Raw genomic sequence first — 18,096 nt, forward strand, 5'->3', positions numbered from 1 at the left:
GGCCGGGGCGGCGCCGGGGCGGGGTGTCGTACGGGGCGGCCTTCGATGGCCGCCGCCCGGTCGGGACACCGCCGCGACCGGACGGCGCGCCGGGTGCGTGCCGGGTCAGTCCCGGACGGCGTCCCACCCCGCCCCCGGCGGCTCCGGCGTCCGCGGGAAGCGGTCCGGGCGGAAGGGGGCGAGGGGGAGGCGGGGTTCGGTGCCGGTGAGGGCGGCGGCGATCAGGAGGCCCGTGGCCGGGGCCAGGCCGATGCCCGCGCCCTCGTGGCCGCAGGCGTGGAGGAGCCCCGGCACCCGGGGGTCGGGGCCGATGGCCGGGAGGTGGTCCGGGAGATAGGGGCGGAAGCCGTGGTAGGTACGGATCACCTTGACGTCCGCGAGTACGGGGAACAGGGCCGCCGCTTGGGAGGCCAGGCGGCGCAGGGCCTCGGCGGAAAGGGTGCGGTCGAAGCCGACGCGTTCGCGGGTGGCACCGATGAGGACCGGGCCGGAGGGGGTGCCCTCCACCACGGCCGAGGACTGGAGGGCCGCCGAGTCGCTGGCCACGTCTGCGATGTAGTCGGCCGCGTAGACCTTGTGGCGGACCACGCGGGGCAGGGGTTCGGTGACCAGTACGAAGCCCCGGCGGGGACGGACGGGGAGGGTCGTGCCGGCCAGGGAGGCGAGGGCACCGGCCCAGGTGCCCGCCGCGTTGACCACGGCCGGCGCCCTGAGGGTGCGCCGGGAGGTGCGCACCCCCTGGACCCTCCCGGACTCCACCAGGAGTCCGGTGACCTCTTCGCCCAGGTACAGGGTGGCGCCCGAGGCGGCCAGGAGGTGGGCGGCCGCCTGGGCGGGCTGGACCTGGGCGTCCTGGGGGTAGTGGAAGCCGCCCGCCAGGTCCGGGGCCAGGTGGGGCTCCAGGTCGTGGAGGGCGTCCGGTCCCACCTCGTCGGCGATGACCCCCGCGGCGCGCTGGCCTTCGGCGAAGACGCGCAGGGCCTTGAGGGTCGCCGGGTCGGGGGCGACGACCAGGCCGCCCTTGGGTTCGTACTCGACCGCTCGGGGGAGTCCGGCGCGGAGGTCGCGCCAGAGCTCCGTCGAGAGGAGGGCGAGGTCGAGCTCGGGGCCCGGCTCCTTGTCGGAGACGAGCAGGTTGCCCTCCCCGGCGCCGGTGGTGCCGCCGGCGACGGGCCCCCGGTCCACCACCGCCACGGAGAGACCGGAGCGGGTCGCGTAGTACGCGCACGCGGCTCCGACGACGCCGGCGCCAATGATCACGACGTCCATGGTCAGTAATATGTCACATTCTTTTGAGGGTGCCTAGGGTGGTGTGCCCGGCCGGCCCCGCCCCCCGTCAGGTGCGGGGCCGGCCGGACGTGTGTCAGCTGCGGAGCGGGCCTTCGCAGCTGTAGGAGGCGGTGGCCGCCGTCTTGTTGCTCCAGATCTCCAGCGGGCCGAAGGAGCAGTTCATGTCGGCCAGGTTGTTGGACGCCGCCCCCGCCCGGTCGAGGATGAAGTAGTCGACCGTCTCGGACATGTCCTTGAAGTTCTGGTCCTCGCTGCGCCAGTTCTTCAGGTTCGCGGTGATCCGGCCCGTGCAGGTGAAGCGGCGCTTGCCGGGGTCGCCGTTCTCCACGCAGTCCGGGGTGTTGTAGGTGGCGGCCGCGAAGGAGGACTTCACCGAGGAGAGGGCCGCGTCGCGCAGCCGCTCGTTCGGCGTGAAGGTGGTGTTCGGCACGAAGAGCTGGTCCACCTTGGCGATCTGGGCGTCCAGGAAGCGGTCGTAGTCGCGCTGGAGGTAGGTGTCCGCGCCCAGGCGGTGGCGCCACGCGTCGTAGCCGGCGACGTCGTTGGCCCGCAGGTGGCGGTACATCTCGCGCAGCAGCGAGGGCTTCTCGGTCCACAGGAACTCGAAGAAGGTGCCCGCGTAGCTGTAGAAGCGGAAGCCGTCGCCGTCGTAGGTGGCGTTCAGCAGCTGCTCGACGGTCATGCGGGGGCCGCCGCCGGCGGTGTCGTTGATGATGCTCTTGACCAGGGACTTGCGGACGGCGATGCCGTTGTCGCGGGTGGCGCCGTCGAAGAACTCGGCGGTGCCCTCGTCCATGGCGGTGGTGCGGTCGCCCTCGTACCAGGGGCCCTGGCCGAAGAAGCCGGGGACGGCGAAGCGGCCGTTGAGGTAGTGCGTGTACTCGTGGCGGAAGAGCTCCTCGAGGGTCAGGGAGGAGTCCTGCGGGACGCGGCGCTGGTAGGTGTAGAAGGTGGCGCCGTTCTCGATGTAGATGCCGCCGTTGTTGGTGTCGTAGCCCGTCAGGATCGGGTGGTAGTTCTCGTAGTCGGCGCGGGAGCCGTAGAGCACGATGTTGAGGGTGCTGTTCGGGTCGCCGGCGAGCGGCTGGTCCGTGCCGAGCACGCGGTGGAACTGGGTCTTGACCTGCTTGCTCGCGTAGTACAGCTGGTCGACGGTGGTCTTGTCGAGGCCGGTGCGGACCTTGATGGCGCCGTTGTCGTACGTGTAGGTGTACGGGAAGATCTGCTTCTCGATGTCCTCCTTGCACACCCCGTACGGCTTGCAGGCCTCGTAGAAGTTGAGCCAGGAGACGATCTTCGCCCAGGCCTCAGTGCCGAGGCCGGACTTGGCGGGCTCCAGCATGGTGCCGAGGTCGGCGACGACCTGGTCCCGCAGCCCCTCGACCTGGCCGAAGCGCGCGTACTCGCTGAGGGCGTCGCGCGCCACCCAGGCGTTGCCGGTGCCCTTCAGGTGGGTGTAGCCGGCGAAGGCCTTGAAGGCGGCGCGGTACGAGGCGTCCCCCGCGACCGCCGCGTGGAAGGCCGTGTCCTGGTTGCCCGGGTAGACGCCCAGGTAGTTGGTGGACAGGGCGGCGAGGACGGCGCCCGCCCAGCCGGCGTCGAGGTGGGTGGCCGGGTGCGCCGGGTCCATGGTGGCCAGGACCTTCTTGACCAGGCCGAGCTGGTGGTGGCGCAGGCCCGGTCCGGCGGAGTACAGGGCCTCGCGCAGGGTGCGGGCGTTGGAGGGGGTGACGTCGAAGGTCCGCGCGGCGTTGCCGAAGGCGTCGATGGCCTGGCGGATCGCGGCGACGGTGGGGGCGTCGGTGACGTCGATCTCGTCACGGGAGAAGTCGTGGTAGGCGACGGCGTGCAGGTAGGTGAACATCTCCTCCAGGTGCGAGGAGTTACGGCCGTCGTGGGCGGCGGCCAGGCTGGATATGCGGCGGGCGACGGCCTGCACGTGGGCGTCGGACATGACGGGCGCCAGGCGGGCGTCCCAGGTCCAGATCAGCCCGCGCAGACAGCCGTCGGCGGTGACGGCCTGGTCGGCGAGGAAGTCGGCGAACTGCTCCGGGGTGAGGTTCTTGATCCCGTCGAGGGTGCAGGGGACGCCCGCGGCGACGCTCTTCGCGGTCGGCGCGGTCAGGGCGGACTCACGGCTCTTCTCCGCGCGTTCGGCGCTCGCGGTGGAGCCCGGGGCCTCCACGGCCGGGGCGGCGCCCGGGACCCGGCCGTCGGTGACGGCCTTGCCGCCGGGGGCCGGGGCGGGCGCCGGGGTGAGCGGCTTGGCGTCGGCCAGCCGGTCGACCTCGTCGAAGGGGTTGGGCGCCGTGGCGGTCGCACCCCGCGCTCCGGCGGAGAAGGTGGTGGCCGGTGCGGCCGGGGCGGCCGGGGCGGCGGCCTGGACCGAGGCCTGGCCGGCGGTGGCGAGGAGGGTGACCGCCACGGCGGCGGAGAGGAGAGACGTACGCACAGCTCTGTGCTGGAACACCGATGACTCCTGTTGGGAGGGAGGTGGGGGAAAGGTGCGAACTGCCCTGCGTCACACGGCGTTTGACGGGGATTAACGTGCCGCGGTGTGAGCTGTAACATAGTAATGTGAAATTGCACTGGCAAGACCTAGGCGCACACCAGTTCAGTACTTCTTGAGGGGGTCCCCGCGACCGACGCCCCCTGCCCCCTGAGCGCCGGCAGCCACGACCTCCCGGTTTCAGCGGAGTTGTCCTGCTTCATGGCGGAGAACTGGGCGGCCACACCGTCGGCTGACGGGCGAGGACCAGGCGGGCCGCGTCCTGGTGCTGGAGCCGGCCGGACCGCAGGGCCACGAGGCGGTCCTGTACCTGCGCCCCCCGCTCGCCCCGGGGCCCACGGCGACGAGGAGTTCTACCGGGACCGCCGCTACGGCGAGTTCTGGGTGGGACGCCGCCCGGACCTGGCGGAGGCCGAGCGGCTGACCGGCGTCCGCTGCGCCCGCCTGGACACCCTCGGGTCCCCGGCCCGCGACGAACTGCTGCTGCTGGACGCGGACGTGGAGACCGGCACCCTCCACACGGCCGACATCACCCGCACCCTCCCGCTGTCGGGCCGGTTCTCCCCCATGCAGCGGCAGGTCTACGAGCTGGCGCTCGCCGCCCAGGACGCCGGCATCGCCGCACTGCGGCCGGGAGCCGGCTTCCGGGGCCTCCACCGGGCCGGGATGCGGGTCATCGCGGAGGGTCTCGCGGAGTGGGGGATCCTCAAGGACCCGGAGGGCGACTTGTACCGGCGGTACGCCCTGTGCGGCAGCGGGCACATGCCGGGCTCGACCTGCGCGAAGGCGCGGGCCGCGACGTACCTCGACGGGGTGCTGGAGGAGGGCCAGGTCCTCACGGCGGAACCCGGGCTCTACCTCCAGCCGGACGACGAGACGCTCCCGGCCGAACCGCGGGGCATCAGGTGCGCATCGAGGACGACCCGGTCATCACGGCCGACGGCGCCCGCCTGATGCCGGGCGCCCTGCCGCGCACGGTGGCGGGCATCGAGGAATGGACGGGCGCCCTGCTGGACGCCCGCTGAGCCCCGTACGGACGGCCTTGCCGGACCGGCGCCGGTCATCGCCTCCGTGCCGGACGCCCGCCGGTCATGGCCCGGGAGCCCTGAGGCGGGTCAGGAGTTCCTCCACGAAGCTCTCCAGGTGCGGCGGGTGGGGACCCGGCCGGGTGGCGCAGAACCAGGTCCGGGTCAGCGGCCGTTCGCCGATCCGGACCAGGGCCAGGCCGTGCGAGGACGCGTACGGGGCGGCCACCCAGTTCGGCAGCACCGCCGCCCCCTGGCCGCCCGCCACCATCTCGACCACCAGATCGGTCACCACCGGCATGGTGGTGACCCGGCCGGGCTGGGCCCCGGCGGGGATCGGCAGCGGCTCGGCGGGCATGCGCCTCTGGTCGTAGACGTCGTAGAGGACGAGGTCCGCGCCGTCGAAGTCACGGGCGGTCAGGTGCGGGAGCCCCGCCCAGGGGTGACCGTCGGGCACCACCGCCACCATCTCGTCCTCGAAGAGCCGGGTCAGGGTCACCCGGTCCATCCGCGCGTCCGGCTTGGTGATGAGCGCCACGTCGATCTCGTCCTCGAGCAGGGCCGGGATGGGGGCGTCGTCGGGGACGGTCCCGATCCTCACCTCGATGTCCGGCTCCCGTTCCCGGAAGGCCCGCAGTACGGGCGGCAGCCAGGGGAAGGTGGTGCTGCACTGGGCGGCGAAGCGCACCCGCCGTTCGCGGCCGTCGCGGATGTCCCGCAGGTCGCGGGTGGCCGACTCCAGCTCGCCCAGGATGCGGCGGGCGGTGACGAGCATCCGGCGGCCGGCCGCGTTGGGCACCAGGCGGCGGCCCCGCCGGTCGAACAGCCGCATTCCCAGCCGGTCCTCCAGCCGGGTCAGCCGCTGGCTCAGGGCGGGCTGGCTGACGTAGAGCCGCTCGGCGGCCGCGGTCAACGAGCCCGTCTCGGCGGTGGCGTCGAGGAGTTCCAGGTCCCGCAGGTCCACATCCATAACGCTGGATTATCCCATGCTCCAATTTCCGTCGTGGTGTTATCGATTGACGGCTCATACGTTTCTGGTGTCTCCACCGAGCCGACCGAAAGGCACCACGGACATGACCGACACCACGACCCGCCGCACCGCCCTGATCACCGGATCCTCCAGCGGTATCGGCCTGGACATCGCCCGGGCCTTCCTCGCCGACGGGGCCAACGTGGTCCTGGGCGGCCGCGACCGCGACCGCCTCGCCAAGGCCGCGGCCGGACTGGGACAGCCCGAGCGCACCGCGTGGGCGGCGGGCGACATCGCGGCGAAGGAGACCGGCGAGCTGCTCGTGCGCACCGCGCTGGAGCGCTTCGGCCGCGTCGACGTCCTGGTCAACAACGCCGGCACCTTCGCCTCCACGCCCTTCACCGAGGTCACCGAGGAGCAGCTCGACGGGTTCCTCACCGGCAACCTCAAGGGCACGTACCTCACCACCCAGGCCGTGGTGCGGGCCCTGCGCGCCCAGGGCCGGGGCGGCAGCATCGTCAACATCGGCACCGTGCTGGTGGACCACGCGGTCGCAGGCTTCCCCTGCTCCGCCCCGATCGTCAGCAAGGCCGGTGTGCACGCGCTGACGACGAGCCTGGCCGCCGAGCTGGCGGCGGACGGCATCCGCGTCAACCTCGTCGCGCCGGGGGTGATCCGCACGCCGCTGCACGCTGGTACCGAGGTGGACTCCTTCGGCGGGCTCGCTCTGTTGAACCGGATCGGCGAGGTTTCCGAGATCTCCGAGGCGGTGCTGTACCTGGCGGGAGCCGAGTTCGTCACCGGCCACGCGCTGCGCGTGGACGGCGGCCACGTCACCGGCCGCCCCTGACCCCCGCCGCGGGCGCCCGCGCCTCCGGCGGGCAACCCGGCCGCCGGCCGGAGGCGCGGGCGGCGGGCGGCGCGGGCGGCGGGCGGCGCGCTTACGGGAGCACCGCGATCCCGTCCAGTTCCAGCTGGGCCTCGGTGTCCCAGAGGCGGACCACCCCGACCACCGCCATCGCCGGGTAGTCACGGCCCGCGAGGCGGCGCCAGACGCGGCCCAGTTCGGCGGCGTGCGCGCGGTACGCCTCCACGTCCACGGCGTACACCGTCACCCGGGCCAGGTCGGACGGGACGCCGCCGGCCGCCGCGAGGGCGGCCAGCAGGTTGGCCAGGGCGCGCTCGAACTGCTCCGGCAGGGTCTGCCCGACCACCTTCCCGGAGCCGTCCAGCGCGGTCTGGCCGGCCAGGAAGACGATCCGCGACCCGGTGGCCGACACGGCGTGGGAGAAGCCGGTGGCCGGGGACAGCTCCGGCGGGTTGAGGCGCTCGGGGCTCATCGCGCCGCCACCCCCCGGTAGAGCTCCTTGGCGATGATGGTGCGCTGCACCTCGCTCGCCCCCTCGTAGATCCTGGGCGCGCGCACCTCGCGGTAGAGGTGCTCCAGCAGGTGGCCCCGGCGCAGGGCGGCCGCGCCGTGCAGCTGTACGGCGTGGTCCACCACGTACTGGGCCGTCTCGGTCGCGAGGAGCTTGGCCATGGCGACGCGGCCGGGGACGTCCGGCGCGCCGCTGTCGTACGCCCCGGCCGCCGCGTACACCAGCAGCCGGGCGGCCTCGGTGCGGGTGGCCATCTCCGCCACCCGGTGCGCCACCGCCTGGAGGTCGGCGAGCACCCCGCCGAAGGCGGTCCGGCCCGCCGTGTGGGCCAGCGTCGCGTCGAGGGCGGCCCGCGCCATGCCGACCGCGAAGGCGCCCACGCTGGGCCGGAAGAGGTTCAGGGTCTGCATCGCGACGCGGAACCCCTGACCGGGCTCGCCGAGTACGTCCTCGCGGCCGACCGGTACGCCGTCGAAGGCGAGCGAGCCGATCGGGTGCGGGGAGAGCATCTCCAGGGCCTCCCCCGTCAGCCCCGGGCGGTCGGCGGGGACCAGGAAGGCCGTGATGCCCTTCGCTCCGGGGGCTTCGCCCGTACGGGCGAAGACGGTGTAGAAGTCGGCCTCGGGAGCGTTGGAGATCCAGCACTTGGTCCCCGTCAGCCGCCAGCCCGGCCCGTCCGGGGCCGCCGCCAGGGCGAGGGCCGCGGCGTCGGAGCCGGCTCCGGGCTCGCTCAGCGCGAAGGCCGCCACGTGCCGTCCCGCCCGGACCCCCGGCAGCCACCGTTCCCGCTGGGCCGTGCTGCCCGACCGGAGCACCGGGTGGGCCCCGAGCCCCTGGAGGGCCAGGGCCGTCTCCGCCTCCGTGCACCCGTAGGCGAGGGATTCCCGCAGCAGGCACAGCTCCAGCGCACCCGAGGCGAAGACCCGCTCCAGCAGGCCCAGTTCTCCCAGCTCGGCCAGCAGGGGCCGGTTCACCCGTCCGGGCTCGCCCTTCTCGGCGAGCGGCCTGAGCCGGTCGCGCGCCAGGGCGCGCAACCGGCCGCACCATTCCTCTTGTTCCGCCGCGAGCGCGAAGCCGGCCATCCGCATGCCCCCAAGTCCTGTCGACACTCTTATCGCGTCCTGTTGACTGCCGTCACCATCACGATACGCTCGGAAGGCATTCGCACGGCCGGCTCCACCCCAAAAATCCGGACGTCGCAAGGGGGCGTAACCGCCTTGGAGCTCAAGCCATCCGCTCACGCCGACACCTTTGCCCGCGACCACCTGCCGCCCGCCCACGACTGGCCGCAGCTCCTGTTCGAGCTGCCCGAACTGGCCTACCCGGACCGGCTGAACTGCGGCGCCGAACTGCTCGACGCCACCGTCGAGCGCTTCGGGGCGGACCGGCCCGCCTTCCGCGACGGCGCCGGCGGGGTGTGGTCGTACGGGGAACTCCGTGAGCGCGTCGACGCCCTCGCCCACGTCCTCACCATCGACCTCGGCGTCGTCCCCGGCAACCGGGTGCTGCTGCGCGGGCCCACCGGCCCCTGGCTCGCGGCCTGCTGGCTGGCCGTGATGAAGGCGGGCGCGGTGGCCGTCACCGTCCTGGCCCAGCAGCGCGCCCAGGAACTGGCCACGGTGTGCTCCATGGCCCAGGTACGGCACGCCCTGTGCCATGTGAGCGCCCTCGACGACCTCGCCCGGGCCCGGGTACCCGGACTGCGGATCACCCCGTACGGCGGCACGGGCGCAGACGACCTGCTGCGGCTCGCCGAGGCGCACTCCGCGCCCTACCCCGCCGTCGACACCTCCGCCGACGACGTCGCGCTGATCGCCTTCACCTCCGGGACCACCGGGCGTCCCAAGGGCTGCATGCACTTCCACCGCGACCTCCTCGCCGTCGCCGACACCTTCTCCCGCAACGTCCTGCGGCCCCGCCCCGACGACGTGTTCGCCGGCAGTCCGCCGCTCGGTTTCACCTTCGGCCTCGGCGGGCTGGTCGTCTTCCCGCTGCGCGCCGGCGCCTGCGCGCTGCTGCTGGAGCGGGCCACGCCCCGGACGCTGCTGCCGGCGCTCGCCGAGCACCGGGTCACGGTGCTGTTCACCGCGCCCACCGCGTACCGGTCGATGCTGGACACCCTGGGCCCCTACGACACGGGCGCCTACGACCTGTCCGCGCTGCGCCGCTGCGTCTCGGCCGGCGAGAACCTGCCCGCCGCGACCTGGCAGGCCTGGTACGAGCGCACCGGGCTGCGGATCATCAACGGCATCGGGGCCACCGAACTGCTGCACATCTTCATCTCCGCCGCCGACGAGGACATCCGCCCCGGTACCACCGGCCGGGTGGTCCCCGGCTGGGAGGCCCGGGTGGTGGACCCCTCCGGGCGGCCCGTCGCGGACAACGAGCCGGGGCTGCTGGCGGTGCGCGGACCGGTCGGCTGCCGCTATCTCGCCGACCCCCGCCAGGGCGAGTACGTCCGGGACGGCTGGAACCTGACCGGCGACACCTACGTCCGCGACCCCGACGGCTACTTCCGCTACGTCGCCCGCGCCGACGACATGATCATCTCCTCGGGCTACAACATCGCGGGCCCCGAGGTGGAAGAGGCCCTGCTGCGCCATCCGGACGTCGCGGAGGCCGCGGTCATCGGCCGTCCGGACGAGCGGCGCGGGCAGGTCGTGGTGGCCTACACCGTGCCGCGCGACGGCGCGGTGCTGACGGAGGAAGCCCTCCGGACCTTCATGAAGGGGGAGCTCGCCCCGCACAAGTGCCCGCGCTCCTTCGTCTTCCTGCCGGCGCTGCCGCGGACCCCGACCGGCAAACTTCAGCGGTTCCGGCTGCGCGATCTAGAGTGAACCCGTGGTCGAGCAGCACACTCCGCGATCTTTGATCGTCACGTTCTACGGAGCCTACGGGCGGTCCTTCGAAGGGGCCGTCCCGGTATCGGCGCTGGTCCGCCTGCTGGGCGCGGCGGGGGTCGACGCGCCCTCCGTCCGCTCCTCGGTGTCCCGGCTGAAGCGGCGCGGCTTCCTGGTGCCCGCGAAGGCCGCGGACGGCTCGGCCGGATACGAGCTCTCCGAGGAGGCCCGGCTGCTGCTGGAGGACGGGGACCGGCGGATCTACGGAGCCGTGCCGGTGTCCCAGGAGTGGCTGGTCGCCGTCTTCTCCGTCCCGGAGCAGGAGCGGCACAAGCGGCACCTGCTGCGCTCGCGCCTGGCCCGGCTGGGCTTCGGGGCGGTGGCCCCGGGCGTGTGGATCGCGCCCGCCCAGCTGGCCGAGGAGACGGGGCACACCCTCGAGCGGCTGCACCTGACCGGATACGTGGAACTCTTCCGCGGCACGCATCTCGGTTTCGCCCCGACCGCCGAGGCGGTGGGCCGCTGGTGGGACCTGACGGCCCTGGCCAAGCAGCACGAGGAGTTCCTCGACCGGCACGAACCGGTCCTGCGGGCCCTCCAGACGGGCCCCGAGCCCACTCCCGAGGCCGCCTACCGGGCCTACCTGGCCGCCCTGGACTCCTGGCGGCGACTGCCCTACGCCGACCCCGGGCTGCCGCGGGAGCTGCTCCCGGCGGACTGGCCCGGCGACCGCGCCGCGGCGGTCTTCGCCGAACTCCACGCCCGGCTGCGCGACACGGGCGCCCGCTTCGTGCATCCGTAGCCGCGCCGGTCCGGTGACCCGGCCGTACTCCGCCCGGATGGGGTGCGTCCCGCTCATGGTTCCTCCTCGGCCCGTGGCCGCCGCCGGCCGGCGGCTGCTCGCACTCCCAAGATCCCAGCGGCCCGGGCCCCGCTCCTCCCCCGTGCGGGGGGATCGTCTCCCCCACGCGGGGGAGCGCGCACCCACCGGCCCCGCGCGCGCTGCCGGCCGCCGACACCGGCGCCGCCCCCGGCCCCCGGCCCCCGGCCGGCCCCCGGCCCCCGGTCCCCGGCGCCGGCCCCGGCCCCCGGCACCGGAAATCCCGGTGCGGCCGGCTCCCCCGGGCCGCCACGATGGGGCATGACATGGACCTTCAGCACTGATCTGGCGGCCTATCTGGCCGCCGCGTGCCCGGCCGTCGCCGCGCAGCCCGTCGTCAACACCAGCCTGCTGACCGTCACCGATGCCCTGGTGCGGCGGGGCCCGCACGCCTTCGGCTCAGCCGACCCCGTCTTCGGCTGGTGGACCGCGGCGGACGGAGCCGTCGCCGGGGCCCTGGTGTGCACCCCGCCCTTCCCGCTGCTGCTCGGGGCGCTGCCCGTGGAGGCGGTCCGGGAGCTGGGCTCCGCCTTCGCGTCGGAGCCGCTGCTCCGCGGCGCCGCGGCCCTGAACGCCCGCCGGTCCGACGCCTCGGCGCTGGCCGGGGTGTGGGGAGCGCCGGCCCGCGTCGCCGAGGAGCAGCGGCTGTACCGGCTGGAGGGGCTCCGCGCCCCGGACCCGGTCCCCGAGGGCCGCGGCCGGCCCGCCGCCGAGGCGGACCTGCCGCTGCTGGTGGAGTGGCTCACGGCGTTCCACCGGGAGTGCGACGCGCCGGGCACGCCCTCCGAGGCCGCCCTGCGCGACCGGATCTCCTACGGCGGCTGCCTGCTCTGGGAGCACCGGGGCGTCCCCGTGTCGGTGGCCGGCTTCTCCCGCCCGATCGCCGGCGCCTCGCGGATCGGGCCGGTGTACACCCCGCCCGCCGCGCGGGGCCGCGGCTACGCCGCCGGGGTCACGCACTCCGCGAGCGGCGCCGCGTACGCGGCCGGCGCCGATCACGTGCTGCTCTTCACCGACCTGGCCAACCCCACCAGCAACGGCATCTACCAGCGCCTCGGCTACACGCCGGTCGAGGACCGCGTCGTGCTGGAGGCGCTCTGATCTACCCCTTGCCGGTCGGGGGCCTGCGGCTGCCGGCCCGGTACGGGGCGGGCCAGGGCGCGCCGGGGCCCGCGTACCCCTGTTCGGCGGCCGCGTGCAGGGTCCAGTGCGGGTCGTACAGGTGGGGGCGGCCGAGCGCGCACAGGTCGGCGCGGCCGGCCAGCAGCAGCGAGTTGACGTCATCCCAGGAGGAGATCGCGCCGACGGCGATGACGGGGACGCCGAGCGCGTTGCGGATCCGGTCGGCGTAGGGGGTCTGGTAGGAGCGCCCGTACTCGGGGGCCTCGTCGGCGACGACCTGTCCGGTGGAGACGTCGACGGCGTCGGCGCCGTGGGCGGCGAAGGCCGCCGCGATCCGTTCGGCGTCCTCGGGCGTGATGCCGCCCGGGGCCCAGTCGGTGGCCGAGAGCCGGACCGTCATGGGGCGGTCCTCGGGCCAGACCTCGCGGACCGCGTCGAAGACCTCCAGGGGGAACCGGAGCCGGTTCTCCAGGGGGCCGCCGTAGGCGTCGTCGCGGCGGTTGGTGAGCGGGGAGAGGAACCCGGACAGCAGGTAGCCGTGCGCGCAGTGCAGTTCCAGCAGGTCGAAGCCGCATTCGGCGGCGCGGACGGCGGCCGCCGCGAAGTCGGAGCGGATCGCCGCGAGGTCGGCGGCCTCCAGGGCGCGCGGGACGGCGGAGACCCCGGGCCGGTAGGGCAGCGCGGAGGCGGCGACCAGGGGCCAGTTGCCGTCCGGGAGCGGTTCGTCCATGCCTTCCCACATCAGGCGGGTGGAGCCCTTGCGGCCGGAGTGGCCGAGCTGGACGCCGAGGGCCGTACCGGGCGCGGAGGCGTGGACGAAGTCGGCGATCCGTTTCCAGGCGGCCGCCTGCTCCGCCGTCCACAGGCCGGCGCAGCCGGGGGTGATCCGGCCTTCGGCGCTGACGCACACCATCTCCGTCATGACGAGCCCCGCGCCGCCGAGGGCCCGCCCGCCCAGGTGGACGAGGTGGAAGTCGCCGGGCACGCCCTCCCGGGCCGAGTACATGTCCATCGGCGAGACCACGACGCGGTTGCGCAGGGTGAGTCCCCGCAGGGTGAACGGGGTGAACATGGGCGGGGTTCCCGTGCCGTCCGCGTTCTCGGGGCAGCCGAAGTCGCGTTCCACCGCCCGGGTGAAGCGTTCGTCGCGCAGCCGCAGGTTGTCGTGGGTGACGCGGCGGCTGCGGGTGAGCAGGTTGAAGGCGAACTGCCGGGCGGGCTGGTCCACGTATCCGGCGAGGTCCTCGAACCAGCGCATGCTGGCGGCGGCGGCGCGCTGGGTGCTGGCCACGGCCGGGCGCCGTTCCTCCTCGTAGGCGGCGAGGGCCGAGGGGACGTCGGGCCCGCGGTCCAGGGCTTCGGCGAGGGCGAGGGCGTCCTCGACGGCGAGCTTGGTGCCGGAGCCGATGGAGAAGTGGGCGGTGTGCGCCGCGTCGCCGAGCAGCACCACGTTGCCGTGCGACCAGTGCTCGTTGACGACGGTGCGGAAGCGGGTCCACGCCGAGCGGTTGCCGTGCAGCGGCCGGCCGCGCAGGGCCTCGGCGAAGGTCTTGGCGCAGCGGGACGCCGATTCGTCCTCGTCGCACAGGTCGAGGCCGGCGGCCCGCCACACCTCCTCCCGCATCTCCACGATCACGGTCGAGGCACCGGACGGGCCCGGTGACCCGGCGGGCCCCGACGCGGGCCGGTCGGACGAGGGGCGGGCGTACGGGTAGCCGTGCAGCTGCATGACCCCGTGCTCGGTCTCGGCGATCTCGAAGCGGAAGGAGTCGAAGGCGAAGTCGGCGGCGAGCCAGATGTACCGGCAGCGTCCGGGGGTCTCGGTGGGCCGGAAGTGGGCGGCGCCGCGTGCGCGGGTCGCGCTGTGCACCCCGTCCGCCGCGACCACCAGGTCGTGGGAGCGGGCCAGTTCGAAGGCGTCGGGGGCCTCGGCGCGGAAGCGGAGCCGGACGCCGAGGCCGGCGCAGCGTTCGTGCAGGATCTCCAGCAGCCGGCGGCGGCCGAGGGCGGCGAAGCCGTGGCCGCCGGAGGTCAGCAGGCGGCCCCGGTGCACGACGTCCACGTCGTCCCAGCGCACGAACTCGGCGCCGAGGGCTGCGTGGACGACGGTGTCGGCCCGTTCGATGCCGCCGAGGGTCTCGTCGGAGAGGACCACGCCGAATCCGAAGGTGTCGTCGGGGGCGTTGCGTTCCCAGACCTCCACGGTGTGCCCCCGGCGGGCCAGCAGCGCGGCGGCGTACAGTCCGCCCGGTCCGCCGCCGACGACGGCCACCCTCATGGCGCTCGCGGACATGTGGCTACCTGCCCTTCCACTCCGGGGGCCGCTTCGCGGTGAAGGCGGCGTGGAACTCCGCGTAGTCCTGGCCGTTCATCAGCAGGGCCTGGGTGTTGGCGTCCAGTTCCACCGAGGCGGCCAGGGGCATGTCCAGTTCGGCGGTGAGCAGGGCCTTGGTCTGGGCGTGGGCGAGGGCGGGTCCGGCGGCGAGGCGGGCGGCCAGTTCGGCGGCGCGGGCGTCGGCCTTGCCCTCGTCGACCAGTTCGCTGAGCAGGCCGATCCGCTCGGCCTCGGTGGCGCGTACGGGCTCTCCGAGCATCAGCAGCCGGGTGGCGTGGCCGAGGCCGACGACGCGGGGCAGCAGGTACGCGGCGCCCATGTCGCCGCCGGAGAGGCCGACGCGGGTGAAGAGGAAGGCGAAGCGGGCGGAGGGGTCGGCGATCCGGAAGTCGGCGGCGAGGGCGAGCACGGCGCCGGCGCCGGCGGCCACCCCGTGCACGGCGGCGATGACCGGGAAGGGGCATTCGCGGATCGCGCGGACCACCTGGCCGGTCATCCGGTTGAAGTCGAGGAGCTCGGCGGTGTCCATGGCGAGGGTCGCGCCGATGATCTCGTCCACGTCCCCGCCGGAGCAGAAGCCGCGGCCCTCACCGGCGAGGACGAGGGCGCGTACGGAACGGGTGCGGGACAGTTCGGCGAGCAGATCGCGCAGGTCGGCGTAGGCGCCGAAGGTGAGCGCGTTCAGCTTCTCGGGGCGGTCGAGGGTGACGGTGGCCACGCCGTCCTGCCGGGTCACCCGCAGGTGGCGCCACCGTTCGGTCGCTGGAGTGGAACCGGTGAAGGGGCTCACACGATCGAAGTTATCACCGATCGGTGACCACCGTCAGAGAAACGCGACAGAAGGGCGCGCGGTGCCGCCCGGGCGGGGCGCACGCGTGCCCGGCCGGGCGGCACGCATGACTATGCGGCGGGCTCGGCCAGCGTCGCGACGAGCACGGCCTTGATGGTGTGCAGCCGGTTCTCCGCCTCGTCGAAGACGACGGAGTGCTCGGACTCGAACACCTCGTCCGTCACCTCCAGCGAGTCCAGCCCGTGCCGTTCGTGGACCTCCCGGGCCACCTTCGTGCCCAGGTCGTGGTAGGCGGGCAGGCAGTGCAGGAACCTCACGTCCGGGTTGCCGGTCGCCCGCAGCACGTCCATGGTCACGGCGTACGGGGCCAGCGCCTCGATCCGCTCGTCCCAGACCTCCTTGGGCTCGCCCATCGAGACCCAGACGTCCGTGGCCACGAAGTCGGCCTGCGCCACGCCCTCCGCGACCTCCTCGGTCAGGGTGATCCGGGCCCCGCTGACCGCGGCGAGCTCCCGGGCCCGCGCCACGACGGCCTCGGCCGGCCAGTACGCCTTCGGCGCGACGACGCGTACGTCCATGCCCAGCAGGGCGCCGGTCACCAGGTAGGAGTTGCCCATGTTGAAGCGGGCGTCGCCGAGGTAGGCGAAGGAGATCCGTTCCAGCGGCTTGGCACTGTGCTCGGTCATGGTGAGGACGTCGGCGAGCATCTGGGTCGGGTGCCAGTCGTCCGTGAGACCGTTGAAGACGGGCACGCCGGAGTGGGCGGCCAGTTCCTCGACGGCCTGCTGGCTGTCGCCCCGGTACTCGATGCCGTCGAACATCCGGCCGAGCACCCGTGCCGTGTCCCGGACGGACTCCTTGTGGCCGATCTGGGAGCCCGAGGGGTCGAGGTAGACGGTGTGGGCGCCCTGGTCCGCGGCGGCGACCTCGAAGGCGCAGCGGGTGCGCGTGGAGGTCTTCTCGAAGATCAGCGCGAGGTTCTTCCCCTGGAGGAGGCGCTGCTCGGTCCCCGCCTTCTTGGCCGCCTTCAGTTCGGCGGCGAGCTCGACCAGGCCGCGGAACTCGGCGGCGGTGAAGTCGAGCTCCTTGAGGAAACTGCGACCGAAGAGGTCGGTGGCCATGGGGACGCTCCTGGGTGGCACTGACAGGGGATGCTGGAAGTCTATACGATACTCCGCATTGATATACAGGACGGGTGGATCATGTCACACGGGGTCCCGCTCGACGGGGCAGCTCATGCAGCGCGGGCCGCCGCGGCCCCGCCCCAGCTCGCTGCCGGGGATCTCGATCACCTCGATCCCCTCCTTGCGCAGGTGCGTGTTGGTGGTGACGTTCCGCTCGTAGGCGACGACCACTCCCGGCTCCACGGCCAGGACGTTGCACCCGTCGTCCCACTGCTCGCGCTCCGCCGAGTGCACGTCCTGCGTGGCCGTGAGCACCCGCACGCCGTCCAGGCCGAGGGCGGAGGCGATGGCCCGGTGCATGTGCTCCGGCGGGTGGTCGCTGACCCGGAGGTCGCTCGCCCCCTCGCCCGGCCGGATCGTGTACGAGCGCAGCATGCCGAGGCCGGCGTACTGAGTGAACGTATCTGCGTCGACCATCGTCATCACCGTGTCCAAGTGCATGAAGGCCCTCCGCTTGGGCATGTCGAGGGCCACGATGACCTTCGCCGAGCCGGCCGCGAACAGGCCGCGGGCCAGCATCTCCACCGCCTGCGGGGTGGTGCGTTCGCTCATCCCGATCAGTACCGCGCCGTTGCCGATGACCAGGACGTCCCCGCCCTCGATCGTGGAGGGGTAGTCCGGCTGGCCCTGCGACCAGTAGTGGAAGGGGCCGGATCCGGTGAAGAGCGGATGGTGCCGGTAGATCGCCTCGAAATGCACGGTCTCGCGCTGGCGTGCGGGCCAGCGCATGGCGTTGATGGACACCCCGTCGTAGATCCAGGCGGAGGTGTCACGGGTGAAGAGGTGGTTCGGCAGCGGCCCGAGCAGGAAGCCGTCCATCTCCAGGGCGTGGAAGCGCACCGAGACCGGCTCGGCGTGCCGCTCCAGGAACTCCCGCTTGGTCATGCCGCCGACCAGCGCCTCCGCGAGGGCGTCCGACGGCAGCCCGTCGAAGACCGCGCGCAGGTGGTCCGTGGCGAGCGGCCCGTACTCCTTCTCGTCGAAGACCCGGTCCAGTACGAGGTGCCGTGCCTCGGTGACGTCGAGGACCTCCCGCAGGAGGTCGCCGAAGAGGTGGACGGACACCCCCCGGTCGCGGAGCACGTCCGCGAAGCCGTCGTGCTCCTGGCGGGCCCGGCGCACCCACAGCACGTCATCGAAGAGCAGGGCGTCCTTGTTGCTTGGTGTGAGCCGCTTCAGCTCCAGGTCGGGCCGGTGGAGGATGACGCGGCGAAGCCGCCCGGTCTCGGAGTCGACGTGGAATCCCATGCCGTACACGTTCCCAGACCGGGCGGCCTTCTGACCTCGCGTCGGCTTTCCCGGCTCAGCGCAGGCCGAGAAGTGCCGTCGGGGTGCCGACGACGTCCGGGGCCGACAGGCCCAGGTCCGGGACGGCCAGGTTCGGGATCCCCGAATTGCTCGCGTCCGGCATCGTCAGCGGGGCACGGACGTTCGCGCCGGGAGTGCGGGTGAGCAGGGTGCTGTCCGACGACTCGAGGAACCCCTCGCCGTCCGTCTTCTGCTCGCCCATCAGGTTGGGAACCGGGGACGTGAGACGGGTGGCCCCGAGGTCGGCGGCGATCGGCACCACCGGGAGCAAGGGGGTCGGCAGCAGGTCACCCCGGTGGAACCGGGGTGCCTCCGGGGCGCCGACGAGCGGCACCGGGACCCCCGTCGCCAGGTGCGGGGCGGGCAGTCCCAGCGTGGTCTCCACCGCCTCCAGCGGGACACCCACCGGGACCGAGTCGGCCACGGCCGGGGAGGCCGCGCCGGCCGCGGCCATACAGGTCATG

The 18,096-nt window shown here is 73.6% G+C and carries 14 protein-coding genes and 1 pseudogene; 5 read left to right on the forward strand and 10 right to left on the reverse strand.

Features of this window, described 5'->3' with window-relative positions; genetic code table 11:
* Window positions 1-105 precede the first annotated feature (105 nt).
* Together ACZ51S_RS18990 and ACZ51S_RS18995 are read right to left on the reverse strand one after the other, a co-directional pair.
* A complete protein-coding gene (locus tag ACZ51S_RS18990; RefSeq protein WP_468961509.1) occupies window positions 106-1,269 on the reverse strand; it encodes an NAD(P)/FAD-dependent oxidoreductase in 1,164 nt (387 codons plus the stop codon).
* Window positions 1,270-1,363: 94 nt separating this feature from the next.
* Window positions 1,364-3,760, reverse strand: a complete 2,397-nt coding sequence (locus ACZ51S_RS18995; protein ID WP_468802766.1) for a collagenase — start codon at window positions 3,758-3,760, stop codon at window positions 1,364-1,366.
* Between the two features lie 256 nt (window positions 3,761-4,016).
* Between ACZ51S_RS18995 and ACZ51S_RS19000 the strand changes: the two are divergent.
* Window positions 4,017-4,824: pseudogene (locus ACZ51S_RS19000) on the forward strand (M24 family metallopeptidase); the annotation flags it as partial.
* A 64-nt stretch (window positions 4,825-4,888) separates the two neighbouring features.
* On the opposite strand, the gene ACZ51S_RS19005 reads toward ACZ51S_RS19000, so the two are convergent.
* A complete protein-coding gene (locus tag ACZ51S_RS19005) occupies window positions 4,889-5,794 on the reverse strand; it encodes a LysR family transcriptional regulator (protein ID WP_468475379.1) in 906 nt (301 codons plus the stop codon).
* 103 nt (window positions 5,795-5,897) lie between these two features.
* On the opposite strand from ACZ51S_RS19005, the gene ACZ51S_RS19010 reads away from it, so the two are divergent.
* Window positions 5,898-6,644, forward strand: coding sequence for an SDR family NAD(P)-dependent oxidoreductase (locus ACZ51S_RS19010; RefSeq protein ID WP_468475378.1), 747 nt, complete (start codon window positions 5,898-5,900; stop codon window positions 6,642-6,644).
* A 91-nt stretch (window positions 6,645-6,735) separates the two neighbouring features.
* On the opposite strand, the gene ACZ51S_RS19015 is transcribed toward ACZ51S_RS19010, so the two are convergent.
* Together ACZ51S_RS19015 and ACZ51S_RS19020 are read right to left on the reverse strand one after the other, a co-directional pair.
* Window positions 6,736-7,134: a RidA family protein gene (locus ACZ51S_RS19015; protein ID WP_468475377.1), complete on the reverse strand. Its 399-nt coding sequence runs from the start codon at window positions 7,132-7,134 to the stop codon at window positions 6,736-6,738.
* Entirely contained in the window at window positions 7,131-8,255 is a 1,125-nt protein-coding gene (locus ACZ51S_RS19020) for an acyl-CoA dehydrogenase family protein (protein WP_468475421.1), read from the reverse strand. Before ACZ51S_RS19020 ends, ACZ51S_RS19015 begins: the two co-directional genes overlap by 4 nt.
* A gap of 135 nt (window positions 8,256-8,390) precedes the next feature.
* Between ACZ51S_RS19020 and ACZ51S_RS19025 the strand changes: the two genes are divergently transcribed.
* The 3 genes from ACZ51S_RS19025 (at window position 8,391) to ACZ51S_RS19035 (ending at window position 11,994) form a co-directional block, all read left to right on the forward strand.
* Window positions 8,391-10,010, forward strand: a complete 1,620-nt coding sequence (locus tag ACZ51S_RS19025) for an AMP-binding protein (RefSeq protein WP_468475376.1) — start codon at window positions 8,391-8,393, stop codon at window positions 10,008-10,010.
* A gap of 4 nt (window positions 10,011-10,014) precedes the next feature.
* Window positions 10,015-10,815 (forward strand): PaaX family transcriptional regulator, encoded by an 801-nt coding sequence (locus ACZ51S_RS19030; protein WP_468802767.1) that lies wholly within the window; start codon window positions 10,015-10,017, stop codon window positions 10,813-10,815.
* A gap of 339 nt (window positions 10,816-11,154) precedes the next feature.
* On the forward strand, window positions 11,155-11,994 hold the full coding sequence (locus ACZ51S_RS19035) for a GNAT family N-acetyltransferase (protein WP_468802769.1): 840 nt from the start codon (window positions 11,155-11,157) through the stop codon (window positions 11,992-11,994).
* 1 nt (window position 11,995) lies between these two features.
* Here ACZ51S_RS19035 and ACZ51S_RS19040 read toward each other — a convergent pair whose 3' ends face one another.
* The 5 genes from ACZ51S_RS19040 to ACZ51S_RS19060 form a co-directional block, all read right to left on the reverse strand.
* Complete coding sequence (locus ACZ51S_RS19040) at window positions 11,996-14,308, reverse strand: bifunctional salicylyl-CoA 5-hydroxylase/oxidoreductase (RefSeq protein WP_468475373.1); 2,313 nt, start codon at window positions 14,306-14,308, stop codon at window positions 11,996-11,998.
* 4 nt (window positions 14,309-14,312) lie between these two features.
* A complete protein-coding gene (locus ACZ51S_RS19045; RefSeq protein WP_388938443.1) occupies window positions 14,313-15,140 on the reverse strand; it encodes an enoyl-CoA hydratase family protein in 828 nt (275 codons plus the stop codon).
* A gap of 110 nt (window positions 15,141-15,250) precedes the next feature.
* The gene (gene argF, locus ACZ51S_RS19050; RefSeq protein ID WP_468475372.1) at window positions 15,251-16,261 is read right to left on the reverse strand and encodes an ornithine carbamoyltransferase; all 1,011 of its coding nucleotides are present in this window, start codon (window positions 16,259-16,261) and stop codon (window positions 15,251-15,253) included.
* A gap of 84 nt (window positions 16,262-16,345) precedes the next feature.
* A complete protein-coding gene (locus tag ACZ51S_RS19055) occupies window positions 16,346-17,572 on the reverse strand; it encodes an arginine deiminase (RefSeq protein WP_468475371.1) in 1,227 nt (408 codons plus the stop codon).
* A 55-nt stretch (window positions 17,573-17,627) separates the two neighbouring features.
* Complete coding sequence (locus ACZ51S_RS19060) at window positions 17,628-18,095, reverse strand: hypothetical protein (protein WP_468475370.1); 468 nt, start codon at window positions 18,093-18,095, stop codon at window positions 17,628-17,630.
* Window position 18,096: the final 1 nt, after the last annotated feature.

This window comes from Streptomyces sp. NPDC034043 (genome assembly GCF_055575675.1).